Source organism: Fulvivirga sp. (assembly GCF_040218215.1).
In the GTDB taxonomy this organism is placed as follows: Bacteria; Bacteroidota; Bacteroidia; order Cytophagales; family Cyclobacteriaceae; genus Fulvivirga.
In genome coordinates, this window is record NZ_JAVJQL010000014.1 from 219,347 (window position 1) to 236,896 (window position 17,550).

Annotated in this window: 23 protein-coding genes; 14 read left to right on the plus strand and 9 right to left on the minus strand. The window is 38.6% G+C overall.

Annotation, left to right across the window (positions count from 1 at the left end; all coding sequences use genetic code 11):
- The first annotated feature begins 53 nt into the window (after positions 1–53).
- Positions 54–1,007 carry a bifunctional helix-turn-helix transcriptional regulator/GNAT family N-acetyltransferase gene (locus RIB54_RS09660; RefSeq protein ID WP_350100725.1) on the plus strand — a complete coding sequence of 318 codons (954 nt, stop codon included), beginning with the start codon at positions 54–56 and terminating at the stop codon, positions 1,005–1,007.
- Positions 1,007–1,543, plus strand: a complete 537-nt coding sequence (locus RIB54_RS09665; RefSeq protein WP_350100726.1) for a GNAT family N-acetyltransferase — start codon at positions 1,007–1,009, stop codon at positions 1,541–1,543. The genes RIB54_RS09660 and RIB54_RS09665 overlap by 1 nt, the downstream gene beginning before the upstream one ends.
- A gap of 119 nt (positions 1,544–1,662) precedes the next feature.
- Here the strand turns inward: RIB54_RS09665 and RIB54_RS09670 are convergent, their stop codons facing one another.
- Complete coding sequence (locus tag RIB54_RS09670) at positions 1,663–2,145, minus strand: YkgJ family cysteine cluster protein (RefSeq protein WP_350100727.1); 483 nt, start codon at positions 2,143–2,145, stop codon at positions 1,663–1,665.
- A 208-nt stretch (positions 2,146–2,353) separates the two neighbouring features.
- Here RIB54_RS09670 and RIB54_RS09675 point away from each other — a divergent pair, with 208 nt between their 5' ends.
- From RIB54_RS09675 to RIB54_RS09710, 8 genes are all read left to right on the plus strand, one after another.
- Entirely contained in the window at positions 2,354–2,584 is a 231-nt protein-coding gene (locus tag RIB54_RS09675; protein ID WP_350100728.1) for a hypothetical protein, read from the plus strand.
- Entirely contained in the window at positions 2,562–3,614 is a 1,053-nt protein-coding gene (locus RIB54_RS09680) for an LPO_1073/Vpar_1526 family protein (protein WP_350100729.1), read from the plus strand. Before RIB54_RS09675 ends, RIB54_RS09680 begins: the two co-directional genes overlap by 23 nt.
- Before the next feature lie 327 nt (positions 3,615–3,941).
- On the plus strand, positions 3,942–4,184 hold the full coding sequence (locus RIB54_RS09685; RefSeq protein ID WP_350100730.1) for a hypothetical protein: 243 nt from the start codon (positions 3,942–3,944) through the stop codon (positions 4,182–4,184).
- Positions 4,184–4,582: a type II toxin-antitoxin system VapC family toxin gene (locus tag RIB54_RS09690; RefSeq protein ID WP_350063184.1), complete on the plus strand. Its 399-nt coding sequence runs from the start codon at positions 4,184–4,186 to the stop codon at positions 4,580–4,582. Before RIB54_RS09685 ends, RIB54_RS09690 begins: the two co-directional genes overlap by 1 nt.
- A gap of 77 nt (positions 4,583–4,659) precedes the next feature.
- On the plus strand, positions 4,660–5,145 hold the full coding sequence (locus tag RIB54_RS09695) for a Cif family virulence factor (RefSeq protein WP_350100731.1): 486 nt from the start codon (positions 4,660–4,662) through the stop codon (positions 5,143–5,145).
- Positions 5,079–5,654: a GNAT family N-acetyltransferase gene (locus RIB54_RS09700; RefSeq protein ID WP_350100732.1), complete on the plus strand. Its 576-nt coding sequence runs from the start codon at positions 5,079–5,081 to the stop codon at positions 5,652–5,654. The genes RIB54_RS09695 and RIB54_RS09700 overlap by 67 nt, the downstream gene beginning before the upstream one ends.
- A gap of 207 nt (positions 5,655–5,861) precedes the next feature.
- Entirely contained in the window at positions 5,862–6,758 is an 897-nt protein-coding gene (locus tag RIB54_RS09705) for a YybH family protein (RefSeq protein WP_350100734.1), read from the plus strand.
- Between the two features lie 74 nt (positions 6,759–6,832).
- The gene (locus RIB54_RS09710; protein WP_350100735.1) at positions 6,833–7,873 is read left to right on the plus strand and encodes an MBL fold metallo-hydrolase; all 1,041 of its coding nucleotides are present in this window, start codon (positions 6,833–6,835) and stop codon (positions 7,871–7,873) included.
- A gap of 119 nt (positions 7,874–7,992) precedes the next feature.
- On the opposite strand, the gene RIB54_RS09715 is transcribed toward RIB54_RS09710, so the two are convergent.
- Positions 7,993–8,202 carry a helix-turn-helix transcriptional regulator gene (locus RIB54_RS09715; RefSeq protein WP_350100736.1) on the minus strand — a complete coding sequence of 70 codons (210 nt, stop codon included), beginning with the start codon at positions 8,200–8,202 and terminating at the stop codon, positions 7,993–7,995.
- On the minus strand, positions 8,192–8,656 hold the full coding sequence (locus tag RIB54_RS09720) for a hypothetical protein (RefSeq protein WP_350100737.1): 465 nt from the start codon (positions 8,654–8,656) through the stop codon (positions 8,192–8,194). The genes RIB54_RS09715 and RIB54_RS09720 overlap by 11 nt, the downstream gene beginning before the upstream one ends.
- Before the next feature lie 504 nt (positions 8,657–9,160).
- Here RIB54_RS09720 and RIB54_RS09725 point away from each other — a divergent pair.
- The 4 genes from RIB54_RS09725 to RIB54_RS09740 all read left to right on the plus strand — a co-directional run bounded on the left by RIB54_RS09725 (position 9,161) and on the right by RIB54_RS09740 (position 12,116).
- Complete coding sequence (locus RIB54_RS09725) at positions 9,161–9,562, plus strand: hypothetical protein (protein WP_350100738.1); 402 nt, start codon at positions 9,161–9,163, stop codon at positions 9,560–9,562.
- A 206-nt stretch (positions 9,563–9,768) separates the two neighbouring features.
- Positions 9,769–10,650 (plus strand): ChaN family lipoprotein, encoded by an 882-nt coding sequence (locus RIB54_RS09730; protein WP_350100739.1) that lies wholly within the window; start codon positions 9,769–9,771, stop codon positions 10,648–10,650.
- A 4-nt stretch (positions 10,651–10,654) separates the two neighbouring features.
- On the plus strand, positions 10,655–11,011 hold the full coding sequence (locus RIB54_RS09735) for a DUF1801 domain-containing protein (protein ID WP_350100740.1): 357 nt from the start codon (positions 10,655–10,657) through the stop codon (positions 11,009–11,011).
- 34 nt (positions 11,012–11,045) lie between these two features.
- Positions 11,046–12,116: a PrsW family intramembrane metalloprotease gene (locus RIB54_RS09740; protein WP_350100741.1), complete on the plus strand. Its 1,071-nt coding sequence runs from the start codon at positions 11,046–11,048 to the stop codon at positions 12,114–12,116.
- Positions 12,117–12,216: 100 nt separating this feature from the next.
- Here the strand turns inward: RIB54_RS09740 and RIB54_RS09745 are convergent, their stop codons facing one another.
- From RIB54_RS09745 to trpC, 6 genes are all read right to left on the minus strand, one after another.
- Positions 12,217–12,927 carry a hypothetical protein gene (locus tag RIB54_RS09745; RefSeq protein WP_350100743.1) on the minus strand — a complete coding sequence of 237 codons (711 nt, stop codon included), beginning with the start codon at positions 12,925–12,927 and terminating at the stop codon, positions 12,217–12,219.
- Positions 12,928–12,985: 58 nt separating this feature from the next.
- Positions 12,986–13,996 (minus strand): 3-deoxy-7-phosphoheptulonate synthase, encoded by a 1,011-nt coding sequence (gene aroF / locus RIB54_RS09750; RefSeq protein WP_350100744.1) that lies wholly within the window; start codon positions 13,994–13,996, stop codon positions 12,986–12,988.
- 87 nt (positions 13,997–14,083) lie between these two features.
- Positions 14,084–14,863 carry a tryptophan synthase subunit alpha gene (trpA, locus tag RIB54_RS09755; RefSeq protein ID WP_350100745.1) on the minus strand — a complete coding sequence of 260 codons (780 nt, stop codon included), beginning with the start codon at positions 14,861–14,863 and terminating at the stop codon, positions 14,084–14,086.
- A gap of 82 nt (positions 14,864–14,945) precedes the next feature.
- Positions 14,946–16,127, minus strand: a complete 1,182-nt coding sequence (trpB, locus tag RIB54_RS09760) for a tryptophan synthase subunit beta (protein ID WP_350100746.1) — start codon at positions 16,125–16,127, stop codon at positions 14,946–14,948.
- Entirely contained in the window at positions 16,117–16,746 is a 630-nt protein-coding gene (locus RIB54_RS09765) for a phosphoribosylanthranilate isomerase (RefSeq protein WP_350071963.1), read from the minus strand. Before RIB54_RS09765 ends, trpB begins: the two co-directional genes overlap by 11 nt.
- Positions 16,739–17,548: an indole-3-glycerol phosphate synthase TrpC gene (trpC, locus tag RIB54_RS09770; RefSeq protein WP_350100747.1), complete on the minus strand. Its 810-nt coding sequence runs from the start codon at positions 17,546–17,548 to the stop codon at positions 16,739–16,741. Before trpC ends, RIB54_RS09765 begins: the two co-directional genes overlap by 8 nt.
- Positions 17,549–17,550 lie beyond the last annotated feature (2 nt).

Genomic DNA, 17,550 nt, shown 5'->3' on the forward strand with positions numbered 1-17,550 from the left:
GTGCTATTAACATCACAACTTTTACGTAATTAATTACGTAATTTGATACCTATATGGAATACATGGATGAATTAGGCCTGCTGGCACTGGGCAGCAGGTTAAGAAGATTGAGTGATCAGATCATGGCCGATGGTGCCAAAGTCTATGCTCAATCGGGTATCGACTTTGACCCAAAATGGTTTCCCATTTTCAGGTTACTATCTACCTCAGCGCCACTGGGAATTATGGAAATATCTTCAATGCTGGACATCTCCCACCCCTATGCTATACAGCTGGTAAAAGCACTTGAAAAAAAAGGATTGGTAGTGAATGTTGTCAATAAAAACGATGCCCGAAAACGGGCCATCGGACTGTCAGAAAGAGGTAAAGAAGTGCTGACAAAACTTGAGCCGCTATGGAAAGATATTGAAGGTGCCATGGAAAATATGTTCCGCGAAACCAACAATAACCTCTTCACGAATATTATACAATTGGAAAATACCTTTAAAGAAAAACCCTTCTATCAAAGAGTAATGGAAACAACAAAACAGCGCCAAAATAAGACCGTGGATATCGTCAATTTTCTACCAGATCTTGCCCACTATTTTAAGTCATTAAATGTAGAATGGCTGGAGAAATATTTTACGGTTGAGCCTATTGATGAACAAGTTTTAGGCAACCCGACTGACTACATTATTAAACCTGGTGGCGTTATAATTTTTGCCATTCTTGACGGTGAAGTTGTAGGCACCTGCGCACTCAAACTTAAGGAGGGCAAGACTTATGAACTCACAAAAATGGCCGTGACAGAGAAAGCCCAAGGCTACCAGATTGGTAAGAAGCTGGGGCAGAGAATTATTGAAATTGGAAAAGAAAGAGGGGCCGAAAAAATCTACCTGGAGTCTAACCGCAAGCTGGTGCCGGCTTTAAGTTTATACAGAAAGCTTGGGTTTATAGAAGCGGTGAATCCTACCCCCTCGCCTTATGAGCGATCAAACATTTACATGGAACTTAAAGAAGGTATTTAATGACAGCTAAATTTAAAATCAGGGATGCGCACCCTTCCGAGTTTGAAGAAATAGGTCGGCTGGTGAGCACTGTTTATTCACAACTGCCAGACTTCCCAAAAGAAGAAGAACTCCCTACTTATTATGAACAACTCCGCAATGTTGGGCAGATGACCACTAACCCGGCCATTCATCTGTTTGCGGCTGTGGATGATGACAATACCATTTTGGGTGTAGTGGTTTACTTTGATGATATGCAGTTTTACGGCTCCAAAGGTGTGGCCAGCACCGTGAAAAATGCCGCTGGTTTTAGATTCCTGGCTGTTGACCCCAAGGCACGAGGATTAGGAGTAGGCAAAGCGCTCAGCATGTATTGTATTGAACTGGCGAAATCCACCGGTCAGGAGAAGCTCATTATCCATTCTACTAAGGCCATGGCCGTTGCGTGGGAGATGTACCTCAAGATAGGCTTTAAAAGAGCTGATTATCTTGACTTTGAAGGCAATTCAATTAATGTTTATGGATTTGAGTATGTTTTTGACGATCAGCGAGCCTAAGCTAAAGATAAAGTCATTCTGAGTGAAACGAAGAATCTTACTAAGTTGAATGACCTCAAATTACTTAGTTAGATGCCTCCAAAGTTGGCATGACAAATCCTTTTAGAACATAAGATTCTCTAAAACCCCTTCTTCATCCGCTCCACAATCTCCAGCACTGCGGGGCACACCAGCGTATTTTTGTACGTGAGGCTCAATATACCAGCCATCTTCTTCCTATCAGTGTGCGGGTACTCCCTGCAAGCCCTGGGCCTATGCTCATACACCGAGCAGATATTGTCATCCATTAAAAACGGGCAAGGGGCAACATTCAACACATAATCATTTTCACCATCCAGATGCAGGTACTGCTCTATAAAATCACCGGGCTTCATTTTTAAATGAGCCGCCAAGCGATCAATGTCACGGTCCTTGAATATGGGGCTGGTGGTTTTACAGCAGTTGGCACAGGTGAGGCAATCTATTGCCTCAAACACTTCCTCATGCAGGGTGTGGAAGGCATTATCCAGCTTTCTGGCATCCTTCTTTTTTAGCGACTGGAGATACTTTTTATTCTCTTTGGCTTTAGCAGTACTCTCCGTTTTGAATTTACCGAGATCCATCAGGACAAAATTACAAAGCCCAATAAAAACTGCCAGCCTCCGCCAAACAGAATTTACTTAATTCAAATAAATGCTGAATTATTGCTATTTTAGGTTTTAGTTAACTTAGTATAAACATTTACAAGCGTTTCAAACGGCAAAGTGTTGATATCTGGTTGTTAACTGCAATAATCGAGATTGAATTATGGTATCCAAAATTCTCATAGTGATGAACATAATTGGGATAATTGGAACCCTGCTTTGGTTAAAAGTTGAACAAGGATGGGAACCTATTGTCACGTCAATTGGACTTATTGGAACTCTTATAGCTCAAATATTTAATCAAAAGGGGAAAGGGAGTAGCACTGTTTTCAAGCAAAAAGGAGGTAAAAACTCTTCCAATTATCAATCAGGCGGGGATATCAACATAAGCACCAATGATAAAGGACAAGATAACTAGACAAGAAGGTGGAGAGAAATCTACAAACCTACAGGGACAATCAATTGTAATTAACCAAGGCATAAGCTATAAAGATGCTAAAGAAATAGCGACTGACGTTTTCAAGTCTAATTACCTTGAACTATCCTCCAAGGCTGCAGCGACTGCTAGGGAGAGGGCTGAAGAACTAATTGACGATTTTCTCAAAGAAGTAAAAGGTCGAAATCCAGAAGCTATAAAAACAATGGAGGATCCTGGGATGCAGCATGCAATCTTCTTGGCTCAAAAGGATTATGCCCGAATTGGTGACAAAAATTTATCTGATATGTTGGTAGACATTTTAGTTGATCGAGCCTCACAAACTGAAAGGAACTTAATACAAATTGTTCTAGATGAAAGCCTAAATATAGTCCCGAAGTTGACAAATAGTCAACTTGATACCCTGACGGTTGCTTTTATACTAAAGTATTCTCGAAACCATAACGTGAATAACCTGAACACCTTTAAGAAGTATTTAATCTCCCATTTGAAACCATTTACTTCTTCCTTATCAAAAGAAAACTCATTATATCAACATCTTGAATTTACTGGATGTGTATCAGTAAGTATAGGATCAAGTAACATTGAAAATATTCTTTCACAGACTTACAAAGGAATATTTTGCAAAGGGTTTACAGAAGAAGAATTTGACATGCAAGAAGGAAACTTTGAAAAATTTAAGCCTCTATTGGTTCCTTGTTTGCAGGATAAAACTAAGTATCAACTAAATGCAATTGATGATGACACATTAGATCAAAAAGCGAAACAATTGAAGTTGACAGATTTTGATATTATCACCTTGAAGCCTTTTTTGAATAGTCATCAAATGAACGGTAAAGAATTGAAAGATATAATAATCGATCAAGGCAAGTTCATGAATACACTCTTTGATGTGTGGGACAACTCTTCGTTAAAAAGCATTACATTAACAAGTGTTGGAATTGCAATTGCTCAAGCTAATTTGAGAAGGAAGACTGGAATAACAGTAGATTTAGGGATTTGGATAAAATAAAAGCAGTTAACAAACGCTAAAAATGAATATACGGACTGAGCTTAAAAAACTATCTGCGAACTCGAAACTCAATCAAATCTAGCAACTGTGGCGCATACTCATTTTAGCTAAGCGTTATACCCCAACACATCCACATACATCCAGTTCTAGTTCTCTATCTAAGAATTCAATACTTCTATCTGAAGCAGTAACAGGACTGTTTATGGTATCGTAACTTCAACTATGATCAGAACGATCTTCTCTGCTGTGCTCTGCCATACCGCTTCAAATCATATGAAGAATCTTAATTTCTGAATTTTCGTTATCTTAGGGCAAATGGCTGGTACTATGAAAACTGAGAATATAAAAATAGCCGACAATTTTGTTGACATGATCAAAACACTTAGTGACGATGTCAAACTTGACATTATTGCTAAAATTAAGGCTTCACTTGTAACAACGAAAAAAAAACAAGCTGACGACTCCTGGAAAGATTTGTTTGGAGCATTTAAATCAAACCAAAGTGCTGAAGAAATAATCAATGAAATCCAATCAAGCAGATATACTAACCGACAAATCGAAGATATTTAATGAAATTTCTGCTAGATACTAATATCTGCATCTATTTCTTAAAAGGTAAATACGGACTCAAGGATAAATTTGAGGAAGTTGGTTTTGACAGTCTTTATATATCTGAAATAACCGTTGCGGAACTCAAATACGGTGCTGAAAAGAGTGACTATCCTGAAAATAATCGTAAAGTAATTCAGAAACTATCCAGTCAATTTAAACAAATCCCTATTTTTAACGCTTTGGACATTTTTGCCAAAGAAAAGGCCAGACTGAAGAAGGAGGGCAAACCCGTAGATGATTTTGATTTACTAATTGGCGCAACTGCAATAGCTAACGATATGACATTAGTGACCAACAACGAAAAACATTTTGATCGGTTAAAGAAAATTAAAATCGACAACTGGACAAAACAGTAAAATATTAGCTCATCGTTGAATAAAGTTTAAAATCATTTTTATTCAGTAAATTAAAATCAACATAAAATTCTATTTCGATGAAAATTGCCCTAACCCTGGTTTTTCTTAGTTGTTCATTCATCTCTTATTCACAAAGCGATGACACCATTGCGCTTGATAAATTGTGGGATAAGATTAGCCAAACAGTGAACACCGGAGATTTTGAAGGGTATAGTGCCCTTTTTCATGAAGATGCAGTCCTTGTATCTTCAACTAATCCGGAAAATTCCAGGGCAATTCTTATCTCAGAGGCTTTAATCAACTGGAAACAAAATTTTATTGATGTTAAATCCGGGAAAATGAAGGCTGGTGCAGAATTTAGGTTCAGTGAGCGCATCATTAGCACTTCAGCCGCAAATGAGATTGGAATATTTAAATTTTCGTCAACTGATGCAAATGGTGATACTCAAATAGCGTACGTTCACTTTGAGGCACTGTCAATCAAGAAAAATGGTCAATGGCTAATGATCATGGAAAAGCAGAAAGCCTTGGCATCAGAGAAAGAATGGGAAACGCTAAAATAGAAATCTCAGCCATAAAAACGGATAGACTATTATTAAGACCAATAGTCAAATCAGATATTGGCAATATTTACAATGGGCTTTCCAATCCGGAAGTAATAAAGTATTATGGCGTATGCTTTGATAGCCTGGAAGCCACAAAAGAGCAAATGGAGTGGTTTGAGAAATCAAGTCAATGCTGGTGGGCCATATGCTCGCTTGACAACACACAATTTTATGGTGCCGGAGGGCTCAACGATATATCAGTGCCTCATAAAAAAGCAGAAATTGGGTTTTGGTTACTCCCCGATTATTGGAGGCGAGGAATTATGACGGAGGCGATACCTTTGATATGTGACCACGGTTTTGATCAACTTGAACTGCACCGCATTGAAGGCTTTGTAGAAACGGAAAACCAGAGCAGCAAACATACTTTGGAAAAACTAGGCTTCAGATACGAAGGCACAATGAAGGACTGTGAAATAAAGAATGAAAAATACATTAGTATTGACATGTACGCTATTTTAAACTAATCGCAAAAAGTGGCTAAAAGGCTCAACGAAGAGCAAAACTGAAAACCTACAGGATTTTGCATTGGCCAATTCGGATGCTCCTGATCAAGCCACAAAAGTTTAGTTCACCCGTAGCCACCCATTCCATTTCACCAGTTCTCCATCTAAGAATTCAATACTTCTGTCTCTAGCAGTAACAGGACTGTTTACGGTATCGTAACTTCAACCATGATCAGAACAATCCTCCCATTGCTGCTTGCTACTGTATTGGCCTGTAAAGAGCAACCAAACAATCAATCAACAGAGGTCATTGACCTAAGAGCGACAATTGCCTCTCTAAACAACCAACTTATAGCGGCAGCAAAAGCCAGGGACTTTGCTCAGGTGGATAATCTTTATCTCAATAATGCAATCCTGCTAGCAGAGTATAATCCACTTATTGCTGGCAAACAGGATATTGAAAAATACTATACTGAAATGTTTAAGCGGCAAGAGGTTACTGATTATCAAAAAGAGACCACCGAGCTATTCGATTTTGGAGAAAACATATTGGAGATAGGAGATTTTAAAAAGAGCTTTAACAATGCTCAACAGCAGGAAGGCAAGTATTTTAATGTTTGGCAAATGTCAGATGCTGGCACTTTACATCTAAAATCCGAATCTTTTGGCTACTATCACCCTATCGATTCACCAGCGGCTTTAAGGGTTTATCTTCCAGAAAAAATGCTGACGCCAAGAAAGACCTCGCTTGAGCTGGAGGCTTATCATGCACTTAACGAAAACTGTGTTCGTGACCGTGACACAGAAAAGCTACTCACCTCCTATACCAATGATGCCATTTATTATCCCTTTGCTGACACCAAAAAGGCCGGCATTGAAGTGCTTACAGAACACTTCACAGCTTACCACGCTCCTCCTGTAAAAATAGATTCGATAGAAATAGAAACCTTTGACTTCATTCCTGCTGATGATGGCATCATTCAATATTCACAATTCTTTGTCAAATGGACAGTACCTGGTTTTTCTGGCACAACAGAAGGCACAGGCCAAATCTATTTAAAAAGACAGGCAGACAACTCCCTGAAAATGCATCGCCAATTAGGGATGCATGTCCATAATGAATAAAACTGGCTATATTAGTCCAGATACCAAAAACCAATGTTATGTGATGAGGTTAGTATCATCAAACGGAAAATCAAATGAGCTCAAAGCAATTTGGCGGCAAGGTTAAGAAAGAACACCTTGCGCTGTATCAACAATCTCCCAACTGGAAAGATGGCCAGTTTAAAAACCTGGAGGAGACCAAGCTTGCCATCAGTCTGTACAAGATACCAGGACTAATCTGCAAGCAGATAAAAGGCCGCAAGGAGCGCGAACCCAAAAGGCCGCTACCGATTATTCCATTTGACAAAGCAGCTTTTCTGGCACCATCAGACAAAATGAAATTTATTTGGTATGGCCATTCGGTAATACTGATGCGTATGAATAACCAAACCATCTTGATAGACCCCATGTTGGGGCCTGACAGCTCCCCTATCGGGCCAATAACAACCAAGCGTTATTCTGATAACACACTGGACCTGATTGACCAGTTTCCTGAAATAGATTTACTGATGCTGACGCATGACCATTATGACCACCTGGACTATGACAGCATCCAGAAGCTAAAGACAAAAACCAGCAAGTATTTTGTGGGCATGGGTGTGAAAAGGCATTTGGTAAACTGGGGTGTTGATGCAGATTTGATCACAGAATTTGACTGGTGGGATAATGAAGCGCATGAGGATATTTCTATCACCTATACCCCAACACGCCATTTCTCTGGCCGCGGACTTACAGACAGGGCAAAATCTATGTGGGGTGGTTGGGTATTTAACACTGCAAAGGAAAGCCTCTGGTTTAGCGGTGACAGTGGCTATGGCCAGCACTTTAAGGAGATCGGCAAAAAGCTAGGCCCTTTTGACTTCGCCTTTATGGAATGCGGTCAGTATAATGAAGAATGGCACCAGATCCACATGTACCCTGAAGAAACGGTACAAGCGGCCTTTGATGGCAGAGCCAAAAACTGTATGCCTGTTCACTGGGCAGGTTTTACATTGTCCCCTCACAAATGGACTGATCCACCCAATCGATTTGTAAAAGAGGCAGAAAGTAAGAAGCTAACCTATATGCTTCCTAAGCTTGGTCAACTGATGACTGGTGATATGGAGCAGAAGGAGCATTGGTGGGAGGAGTTGTAAACTTTTGTATTTTAGTCATTATAAAATTCGCTTTCTAAAGCCAAGGCTCGTGTCTCACGAGCCTTAATAAAAATTATCAGATTGTTTTGTGAGAACACAAACTAAAAGTGAGTGCTATTTTAACGCACTTTGTCGTCATCTGTCAACTGAAATAATTCATTTACAGGCAATTTAAAGACCTCTGACAATCGCAATGCAAGAACAGTGGATGGAACATACTTATTCTTCTCCATAGAGTTTATAGTTTGACGAGATACGCCTATTAATTCAGCCAATCGGTCTTGTGTCATGTCATGCCTCGCGCGCTCCACTTTTAGACTATTTTTCATCTTTAAAAAGTTTCCTTTTAAGATACCAATAAGAGATATTCGCATACAAAAGCAGTAAGGAGACTATTGCCAAATTACCACCAACATTTATAGTCTTAAGCTCATTGCCAAAGCCAAAAGCACTAATCATAGAAATTATAGGCAAAAATAGTACTGCTGAGAAAATGAACCTGATGCCATGAAAGGTAGCCTTGAGTCTTAATGATAAAAACATTTCGTCCTCTTCTCGTTCAGAGGCAAACAAAATCCAAAAAAGACCTAACGATATGGGGATATGCAAGACGTAGCCACTCCATTCACGCCAATAATTCATTACTTCATCATTATCATAATTGATAACAAGTAATGACATTACCAAAAAAACTAAAGGAAGTCCGGCACCCATTAACACAAACCCACGCTTTCTATAAGCATATGGCAAAAGGAATTTTTCAATTTGATCTAGATTCTTCATGGTTTAAATATTTTACAATATGTAAAGTATATTTTACAATATGTCATATTAATACGACAATAGTAAATAAAGGTTGCTTTTTAATTATTCAAAGCCCTGGCTCATGTCTCAAGAACCTTACAAAAATTATCAGATCGTTTTGCGGGGACACAAAACAAGGGTAGAGGTTTTTCTATTGCAGATAGACAAAAAGCATGTTTTCAGCCAAAATTTATTAGTTTAAGGACTGATTGAAAACACACTAAAACATGAAATCCCTTAAACCTGCATCATATTGTTGGATATTGTGAGCAGTGGGCATATAATCAAAGAAGTAAAAAGTCTATTTGATTTTGTAATTAAATAAGATTAATAATTATAAAATAATATATTTTATAATTATTTTAGATTGCATATAATTGTATTATAATATTTAGAGTTTTTTAGACACTAAATATTGATTTCCTGATGCATTTTGCATTGGAAAATTGTTTAATTTTATTCACAATCTTAAAATTTTTATTAATGAAAAAATTACAAACTGTTTTCTTGGTATTGATCCTATCAATGTCAACTCATGTATTAAGCGCACAAAGTTACCAGCAAGGCTTTAGTTTAGGTCAGGGGGACGCTCAAGAAACAATGAATATGCATTTCAGAAAAAGTAGATGTCTAAGCTCATCTTCAGGGCCGGGATCACCGATTGTTTATGAGGAGTGTTATGTACTGACAACTAGTGAGCAAATTTTTATCAATTTTTGGCAAGATTATTTAGCTAATGTAAAGACGTCTCACTGTAATGCTGTCCCATCTCAAAAGGAATATTTCAAAGGACAAGTCAATGGTTACCACTCTCAAATGTTAATACTTTCCGCTCAATACTCCGCTAACTATTATGGTTCAAATGCTTTGCTCTGTCCAAACTAAAAAGTTTATGAATTAACAGTTATTAGTCTCAGTAGAAAAGTAGGAAGAATATTGTGCAATACTCTTCCTACTTTTAATGGATCTGGGACACAAAACAAGGGCAAGGAAATAAACCAGGGCAGAGGTTTTGTTATTGCAGATAAACAAACAGAATGTTTTCAGTCAAAATTTATTAGTTTAAGGTCTGATTGAAAACACACTAAAACATGAAAACCTTTAAACTAACCTTCATCATATTGTTGGGTATTATGTGCACTGCTAAAGCCCAAACCAAACCTGCCTATCAACTTTTCGATAACTCAGGCAAAGCCGCTGATTACGATAAAATGATCAGTGATCTGGCCAATAGCGATATGGTGTTTTTTGGTGAATACCATAACAATCCCATCTCCCACTGGTTACAACTGGAAATGAGCAAAAGCTTCTATGAAATCAAAGGTGAAAAGCTATTCTTTGGAGCTGAGATGTTTGAGAATGGCAATCAGCTGGTGCTTGATGAGTACCTAAAGGGTTTTTATACCGAAGATAAAATGCTGCCAGAGATCACTCAGCTATGGAGCAACTACAAGACCGATTATAAGCCTTTGGTTGAGTTTGCCAAGGAAAAGGGACTGCGCTTTATTGCCACTAACATTCCCAGAAGATATGCCGCCATGATCAATAAAAAAGGCATTGAGGTTTTAAAAGAATTGAGCCCTGAAGCATTAGCAATGATTGGTCCCGATTTAGAGAAGCACTTTGACCCTACCGTAAAAGCTTATGCTGAAATGGCAGACATGATGGGTGGGCATGTGCCTCCAAACATGCTAAACATCCAAACCGCTCAGGCCGCTAAAGATGCCACCATGGCGCATTTCTCTTTAAAGAACTTTAATAAAGGTGATTTCCTTTTCCATTTTGAAGGTTCTTATCACTCCAACTACAATCAGGGCATCATTTGGTGGATCAATAAAATTCAGCCGGGACTTAATATCAAATCCATCACTACGGTCATGCGGTCAGAATGGGATGAAATGACAGAAGAAGAAAAAGCAACGATTGCTAATTATACTATTGTGGTGGCAGACAACATGACCCAAACCAAGTAAGGTTTTGGAAAGCGATTTAGATCACTTCTACCTCAACCAGCCAGAGCCCAACAAAAGCTGTTTACTGGCTCTGAGAAGTGTCATCTTGCGGCAAGATGAACATGTGACAGAGACAAAAAAGTATGGTATGCCCTGCTTTTGTTATAAGAAAAAGATGTTCACCTACCTGTGGACAGATAAGAAAACCACCGAACCATACATTTTACTCGTAGAAGGCAAGCTACTCGACCATCCTGATCTTGAAGCTGGCAGTAGGGCAAGGATGAAGGTTTTCCGGGTAAATCCAAATGAGGATTTGCCTTTAGAGACTATTAATGAAATACTAAACATGGCTCTGAACTTAATAAAGAAAAGTAAATAGATTTTCTCTTATATTGGCTCTTTAGAATTTTATTATGATCATAGTCTTATTAGCCTTTATTGTTGGTTTCCTTTACTTATTATGGATTAGAAAGAAGGACCAATTTGAAAAAGAACCCTTTGGGAGGTTACTGATCGCCTTTTTAGTGGGCGGTACACTTTCTGTGGTTTTTAGTTTAACCATCTATAACTACATTCCCGCTGAGCACACTTTTATTGATTCTATTTTAAAAATTGGACCCATAGAAGAGATCAGTAAGCTACTGGCTCTTGCGGCCTGTTACAAATTCTTCGAAAAAGATTTTAATGAACCCGCAGACGGCCTAGTGTACATGTCTGCAGTCGCACTGGGTTTTTCGACCATAGAAAATATCTTCTATTCCTTTAGCAGCAATTACCCCTACACACTACTGGCACTTCGATCGGTTATTTGTGTTTTAGGTCACATGTCCTTTTCCGGCTATATGGGTATTGCTTATTACATTCATAAAAAATCAAGCAGCAACTGGAGAGGTTTATTAGTTTCTTTTATTGTGGCTTCAGTGGCACATGGTCTCTATGATGGTTTTATTTTTGAGACCAATTCAAATCTATTGATATATGGCTTTTGGCTAATTTCAGTGATATTCTTCATTGCCTTTTTCAATATGACCTTAAGCCTCTCACCTTTTAAAAAGAGGTTTCACCATGATGAATTCAAAGAAATTAACAAGGTAATTTCATTTCAATGTATTAATTGCGAAGCTGATATTAAATCTAACAGATTAACCTTCCAGAAACTAGAGTTTTCTATTTGCGAAAGCTGTGATCAGGTACTGGTAAGTCGCGACCATGTATTCAAACTATTTACCTATTACCGGCCTGGGTTCCGAAAAAAAAAGTTTGTCAATTCACTGCCTGAGGGAGGCCAGAAAGCATTGTTAGATGACAACGGCAACATCCATTACCACAGCCAACATCATCTACTCAGTGCCAGGCACGATCACTTGGAGATTTGGCTTAACAACTTTGGTAAAAAAGGTGTGCTAGAACGTATAGAAACAAAAATATCAGGAAAGATTTTTAAGTGGATTGGGGCGGATAAGTTGTTGGGCTTAAATGCTTAATTTAACATTAATCAACTCAATCCCGAGGCCCGTGAGACACCAACCTTACTAAGAATTAATGAATTGGTTAACGAAGAAAAAGAAAGTGAAAATTTAAAAATTAATCTTCGTAAATAAATTCAACTAAAAGTTCTTCGAAATCTACATATACTGTCAAAGGGTAACCATCTTCATTGTATGTAATTTCGAAATCATTAAACGTAGTTGAAATCACATTATTCCTAATTGGATATATAGAAAAAGATGATATTAAATTGTCATAGACAGGTCTGGGGAATTGGAAAAAGGGGTTTAATTTATTATCCACTTCAAGCTCAAAAGTGGTTTCTGAATTATTATTAAAAATACTTACCAATTTATCACCCTCATAATTGTATTTTAACCATTCATTTCTAAAGCCAGCCACTAGTTTCCACGATTCTATTAGGTTTCCTTCATTATCATATAAAAATTCAGACGTAGATGTATAGTCCTGAAAATTTCTTGTTTCGTAGGATTCTGTAAACTGTCCTTTCTCGTTATATGAAAAAACATGATAATATATTCGATCCAGAGGATAGTACTCGTTAAGACCTACAATTAAATCTCCATCATATACTAATTCTCTTGTTTCATAGATAGTGCCATCTGTGGAATTATAATTTTCTATCTTCAATAGTCTATTACCTTCGTAAGTAAAGTCAGCCATCAATTGTCCATTATACAGTATCTTGTCAATTTTTGGAGGAACTAAAGGACTCACACTTTCTTCACTTTCTGAACAGGCGTTAGTAAATAATAAAACTATTAAAGATATCCTAAATATTTTCATATGGTTCAGTTTAAGTGGGCGAAATTAACTTCATAAGCCATACTTTACAAAAGAAGTTTCACATTTCTTCTCTCAATTCAAATACCTTCCTCATCTTACCAATCAGCTTAGATGACTCGTCAAAATTTAGTGTTTGCTGACCGTCAGAATAGGCCTCCTCAGGTTTCTCATGTGTTTCGTAAATCACTCCATCGGCTCCAGCCATAATACAGGCTAAAGCAACAGGCTCAACAAAATCCCTGATACCTATACCGTGCGAAGGGTCTGCAATAACAGGCAAGTGGGACTTCTCTTTCAAAATAGCAATAGCATTAATGTCCATGGTATTTCTGCTGGCACGCTCGTAAGTTCTAATGCCACGTTCGCACAGCATCAAGTTTTCATTACCTGCTGAAAATACATATTCTGCTGAAGATAATAGTTCTTCAATAGTACCAGATATCCCTCTTTTAATTAATACAGGTCTATCTACTTTGCCCAACTCATCAAGCAAATTGAAGTTTTGCGTATTTCTGGCGCCTACCTGATATACATCTACATAATCATACATTTCCTCGATTTGTGAAACCTGCATCACCTCTGTGATGATTTTGATGCCAGCTTCACGAGTTGCCTTATACCACATCTTCAAGCCATCAATCCCCAAACCTCTAAATGAGTAAGGCGAACTCCTTGGTTTATAAACACCACCGCGCATGATCCTGATATTATTTTCAACAAGATGAGCAATGGTCTTTTCTATCTGCTCCTCACTCTCTATGGAACACGGGCCTGCCATCAGAGCCATACCGCCTTCTTCAATGGTCACGCCATCACCAAGGTCGATCACAGTTGGCTTTACTTTCCACTTTCTTGACACGAGTTTATAATCATCAGAAACAATGTGGATATCAGCTATGCCAGGCATATGGCCAATGTCCCGGATATCGAAATCCTTTTTGCCTATACCCACCAAGTAATTGCCTTTTTGAGTTTTTACTTCTGTGGATTTGTATTTGAGCCCAGCAATTTTATCTATGATCTGATTTTTATCATCGCTGGTTATATTGTCTTTTAGTTGTATTAGCATCTTTTAACGAGTTTCGTGTTTTGAGTTACGAGCTGCGAGCTTTACTGCACTAGCAGCTCGAAACTATTGGCTCATGGCCATTAACATTTAATTGATTCCTTTAATATTTTTAACAAATTCTCTTATATCGCCTTTCAAATCTGAGCTTTTGGCAATTGTTTTGATAAAGGCACTTCCTACAATAGCTCCACTTGAAGTTCGTGTTGCCTGATCAAAAGTTGTGTGATTTGAAATCCCAAAACCGGTGAGTGTAGGATTATTCAATTCCATATCCTTGATTCTTGTGAAATAGGCCATGTTTTCCTCTGAAAACTTATCCTTTGCGCCAGTCGTTCCTGCTGAAGAAACCATATAAATAAAACTGTCAGAGATGCTATCGATATGTCTTATCCTCTCTTCCGAGGTCTGCGGAGAGATTAAAAACACATTTTTAAGTCCATATTGCTGAAAGGTGGACTGGTAATGTTCCTGATACTCCAAAACGGGAAGGTCAGGCAAAATCAAACCATCAACACCTACTTCCTGACAGGCTTTGCAAAACTCCTCAAGTCCAAACTGGATCACTGGATTGATATAACCCATCAGAATTACTGGAATATCAACTGATTTCCGCAGACCTTTTAGCTGCTCAAAAAGCAGTTTTAAAGTCATCCCATTGTTCAAAGCCTTTTGATTACTCTCCTGAATGGTCGGTCCATCAGCAACAGGATCTGAAAATGGAATACCAATCTCCACCATATCTGCGCCCGCTCTTTGAAGGTGCTGAGTTATGGCAAGGGTATCATCAATCTTTGGAAACCCTGCAGTATAATAGACCGAGAGAATGCCCGATGATTTTTCGTTAAATAATTTATTAATTCTGTTCATATTTTAAAAGTTATAAGCAACGAGTGGTGAGCTTTGAGCCATGAATTAATCTCGCAACTAGTCCCCCGAAACTCGAAGCCATTTAATACTCTCCCCACTTTATATAAGTCTCTAAATCTTTATCTCCCCTACCTGACAGGTTAATTATTACAATTTCATCTGTCTTCAATTCCAATTTATTTAAAGCCGCCAAAGCATGGGCAGATTCGATTGCAGGAATAATACCTTCCAATCTACTCAACTCAACGCCAGCTTCCATAGCCTCCTGATCAGTGGCACTTTCAAACTTCACACGTCCTACATCAAATAAATGAGCATGAATAGGACCAATACCCGGATAGTCCAACCCGGCAGAAATAGAGTAAGGCTCTACCACTTGCCCATCTTCTGTTTGCATAAGCAAAGTCTTGCTGCCATGTAACACACCCGGTTTACCTAATACCGTTGTAGCCGCAGATTTTCCGCTTTCATTTCCTTTTCCGGCTGCCTCCACTGCAATGAGCTCTACCCTTTCATCATTTAGGTAATGATAAAATGCCCCAGCAGCATTACTACCTCCACCAACACAGGCTATAATTTTATCCGGCAATGCTCTTCCTTCTAAGCTGGACAGTTGAGTTCTTATCTCAGCGCTAATCACCGACTGAAATCTTGCCACCATATCGGGATATGGATGCGGACCTACAACAGAGCCAATGATGTAATGTGTATCGGTAGGATTACTGATCCAATGGCGCATGGCTTCATTGGTTGCATCTTTCAAGGTCTTACTTCCACTTTTCGCAGGCACAACCTCTGCCCCTAACAATCGCATGCGCTCAACATTAGGCCGCTGACGGGCCATATCCACTTCACCCATATACACAATGCACTCCATGCCCATCAAAGCACAAACTGTGGCAGTGGCCACACCATGCTGTCCGGCTCCGGTTTCTGCAATTATCTTTTGCTTGTTCAATGCCTTAGCCAATAATATCTGTCCAATGGTATTGTTAACCTTGTGGGCACCAGTGTGACACAAGTCTTCCCTTTTCAGATAAATCTTGGCCTTATACTTTTCAGAAAGTCGTTTTGCAAAATAAAGAGGTGTTGGCCTGCCAACATACTGCTTTAGTAAATCATCAAACTCAGCTTTAAAACTCTCTTTCTCAATGATTTTTAAGTACTGCTGTCGTAGCTCCTCAATGTTTGGATAGAGCATTTCAGGAATAAACGCGCCACCAAACTGCCCATAGTAGCCGTTACTATCTACATCATATTTCATGTGTCATCATTTTTTTAAGTGACTTCAGTTTTTCTATATCTTTTCTTCCCGGGCTGATTTCGAATTTGCTATTCACATCAATAGCAAAAATCTCAAGCCTATTCAGTTCCTCAATGGATGCTATATTTTCAAGGCTCAACCCGCCTGATAAAAAGATTGGTTTTTTAATTGTCAAGGTTTTCAGGTTGTTCCAGTCAAAGGTCATTCCCGTTCCACCATATGTTTCCAGCTTGGTATCGAACAAAAAGTAATCTACAAAAGGCAGGAAAGCATCAATTTCGTGCTGAGCAGGAAGCTTATTCCCCGCAAATACCTTAATGATTTTTAAATCATAAGCCTTTAGTTCCACGCAATAATCCACATTCTCATTGCCATGCAGCTGAACCATGTCAAAACGGTGTTTCTTCGCCAGATCAAGCACCTCATCAATAGGCTGATTAACAAAAACTCCAATTTTAAAAGCTTCATTTTTTAAGTTATTTGAGAAATCTTTTCCAATATATCTTGGCGATTTGTCATAGCATATAAAGCCCATAAAATCAGGCTTAAGTGCAGCCACCTCTGTGATATTATCACGAAGTCCGCAAACCTTGAGCTTTATATTGGCCAGTTTAGACATATTGCTTTTTCTCCAATTGACTAAGTGATTCTATAAATCGGGCGCAAGCTTTTTCTGGTCTGCTATTCTGCATGAAACGCTCCCCCATCAAAAAGCCTTGAAAACCAGCTGCTCTTAAATCCATAATTGTATCAGGATCACTGATTCCACTTTCAGAGACTTTAACAAAATCAGAAGGGATTTGTGGAGCTAGGGCTTTAGAAGTTTCAATGCTTACCTTAAAGGTTTTGAGGTTTCGGTTATTCACCCCGACAAGATCAATGTGTTCATTTACAGAGGCCGATAATTCTTCTTCATTATGCACCTCCAAAAGTGTCTCCAGTCCTAGCGACTGTGCAAATGCAGCCAACTCCTTCAACCTTTTTGGATCAAGTGCAGCTGCAATCAATAAAACTGCATCTGCCCCTATGGATTTGGCTTCCACAATCTGATACTCATCAACCGTAAAGTCCTTCCTCAATATTGGACAGAAGTTAAATTTTCTGGCTGTAGTTAAATCTTCATTTTTCCCGCCAAAGTAATCAGTATCTGTCAGTACTGACAGTGCAGAAGCCCCAGCCTGCATATAGCCAATGGATGTGCGCTCTATTGATACGTGTGCATTGATAGTACCTTTAGAAGGCGATTTTCTTTTAATCTCAGCTATAATGCCTGATTTATCTTCCCTTAATATGTACTTCTTCAGAGAGACAGTATCTGAGTTAAAATAGATACTCTTCTCCAATAATTTGGTAGGAAACAGCGACTTCCTCTCCTCTACTTCCTTGTATTTATGTGCAATAATTTGTTCCAGTATATCCATGA

What these genes read in the sequence shown, in the direction of transcription:
- RIB54_RS09730 (WP_350100739.1), top strand. Translation starts at nt 9,769, where the DNA reads ATGAAAACCTTTAAACTAACCTTCATCATATTGTTGGGTATTATGTGC.
- trpB (WP_350100746.1), bottom strand. Translation starts at nt 16,127, where the DNA reads ATGAAATATGATGTAGATAGTAACGGCTACTATGGGCAGTTTGGTGGC.
- RIB54_RS09690 (WP_350063184.1), top strand. Translation starts at nt 4,184, where the DNA reads ATGAAATTTCTGCTAGATACTAATATCTGCATCTATTTCTTAAAAGGT.
- RIB54_RS09665 (WP_350100726.1), top strand. Translation starts at nt 1,007, where the DNA reads ATGACAGCTAAATTTAAAATCAGGGATGCGCACCCTTCCGAGTTTGAA.
- trpA (WP_350100745.1), bottom strand. Translation starts at nt 14,863, where the DNA reads ATGAACAGAATTAATAAATTATTTAACGAAAAATCATCGGGCATTCTC.
- RIB54_RS09720 (WP_350100737.1), bottom strand. Translation starts at nt 8,656, where the DNA reads ATGAAGAATCTAGATCAAATTGAAAAATTCCTTTTGCCATATGCTTAT.
- RIB54_RS09660 (WP_350100725.1), top strand. Translation starts at nt 54, where the DNA reads ATGGAATACATGGATGAATTAGGCCTGCTGGCACTGGGCAGCAGGTTA.
- RIB54_RS09725 (WP_350100738.1), top strand. Translation starts at nt 9,161, where the DNA reads ATGAAAAAATTACAAACTGTTTTCTTGGTATTGATCCTATCAATGTCA.
- RIB54_RS09680 (WP_350100729.1), top strand. Translation starts at nt 2,562, where the DNA reads ATGATAAAGGACAAGATAACTAGACAAGAAGGTGGAGAGAAATCTACA.
- RIB54_RS09705 (WP_350100734.1), top strand. Translation starts at nt 5,862, where the DNA reads ATGATCAGAACAATCCTCCCATTGCTGCTTGCTACTGTATTGGCCTGT.
- RIB54_RS09670 (WP_350100727.1), bottom strand. Translation starts at nt 2,145, where the DNA reads ATGGATCTCGGTAAATTCAAAACGGAGAGTACTGCTAAAGCCAAAGAG.
- aroF (WP_350100744.1), bottom strand. Translation starts at nt 13,996, where the DNA reads ATGCTAATACAACTAAAAGACAATATAACCAGCGATGATAAAAATCAG.
- RIB54_RS09715 (WP_350100736.1), bottom strand. Translation starts at nt 8,202, where the DNA reads ATGAAAAATAGTCTAAAAGTGGAGCGCGCGAGGCATGACATGACACAA.
- RIB54_RS09675 (WP_350100728.1), top strand. Translation starts at nt 2,354, where the DNA reads ATGAACATAATTGGGATAATTGGAACCCTGCTTTGGTTAAAAGTTGAA.
- RIB54_RS09685 (WP_350100730.1), top strand. Translation starts at nt 3,942, where the DNA reads ATGAAAACTGAGAATATAAAAATAGCCGACAATTTTGTTGACATGATC.
- RIB54_RS09765 (WP_350071963.1), bottom strand. Translation starts at nt 16,746, where the DNA reads ATGTCTAAACTGGCCAATATAAAGCTCAAGGTTTGCGGACTTCGTGAT.
- RIB54_RS09740 (WP_350100741.1), top strand. Translation starts at nt 11,046, where the DNA reads ATGATCATAGTCTTATTAGCCTTTATTGTTGGTTTCCTTTACTTATTA.
- trpC (WP_350100747.1), bottom strand. Translation starts at nt 17,548, where the DNA reads ATGGATATACTGGAACAAATTATTGCACATAAATACAAGGAAGTAGAG.
- RIB54_RS09700 (WP_350100732.1), top strand. Translation starts at nt 5,079, where the DNA reads ATGGCTAATGATCATGGAAAAGCAGAAAGCCTTGGCATCAGAGAAAGA.
- RIB54_RS09710 (WP_350100735.1), top strand. Translation starts at nt 6,833, where the DNA reads ATGAGCTCAAAGCAATTTGGCGGCAAGGTTAAGAAAGAACACCTTGCG.
- RIB54_RS09695 (WP_350100731.1), top strand. Translation starts at nt 4,660, where the DNA reads ATGAAAATTGCCCTAACCCTGGTTTTTCTTAGTTGTTCATTCATCTCT.
- RIB54_RS09745 (WP_350100743.1), bottom strand. Translation starts at nt 12,927, where the DNA reads ATGAAAATATTTAGGATATCTTTAATAGTTTTATTATTTACTAACGCC.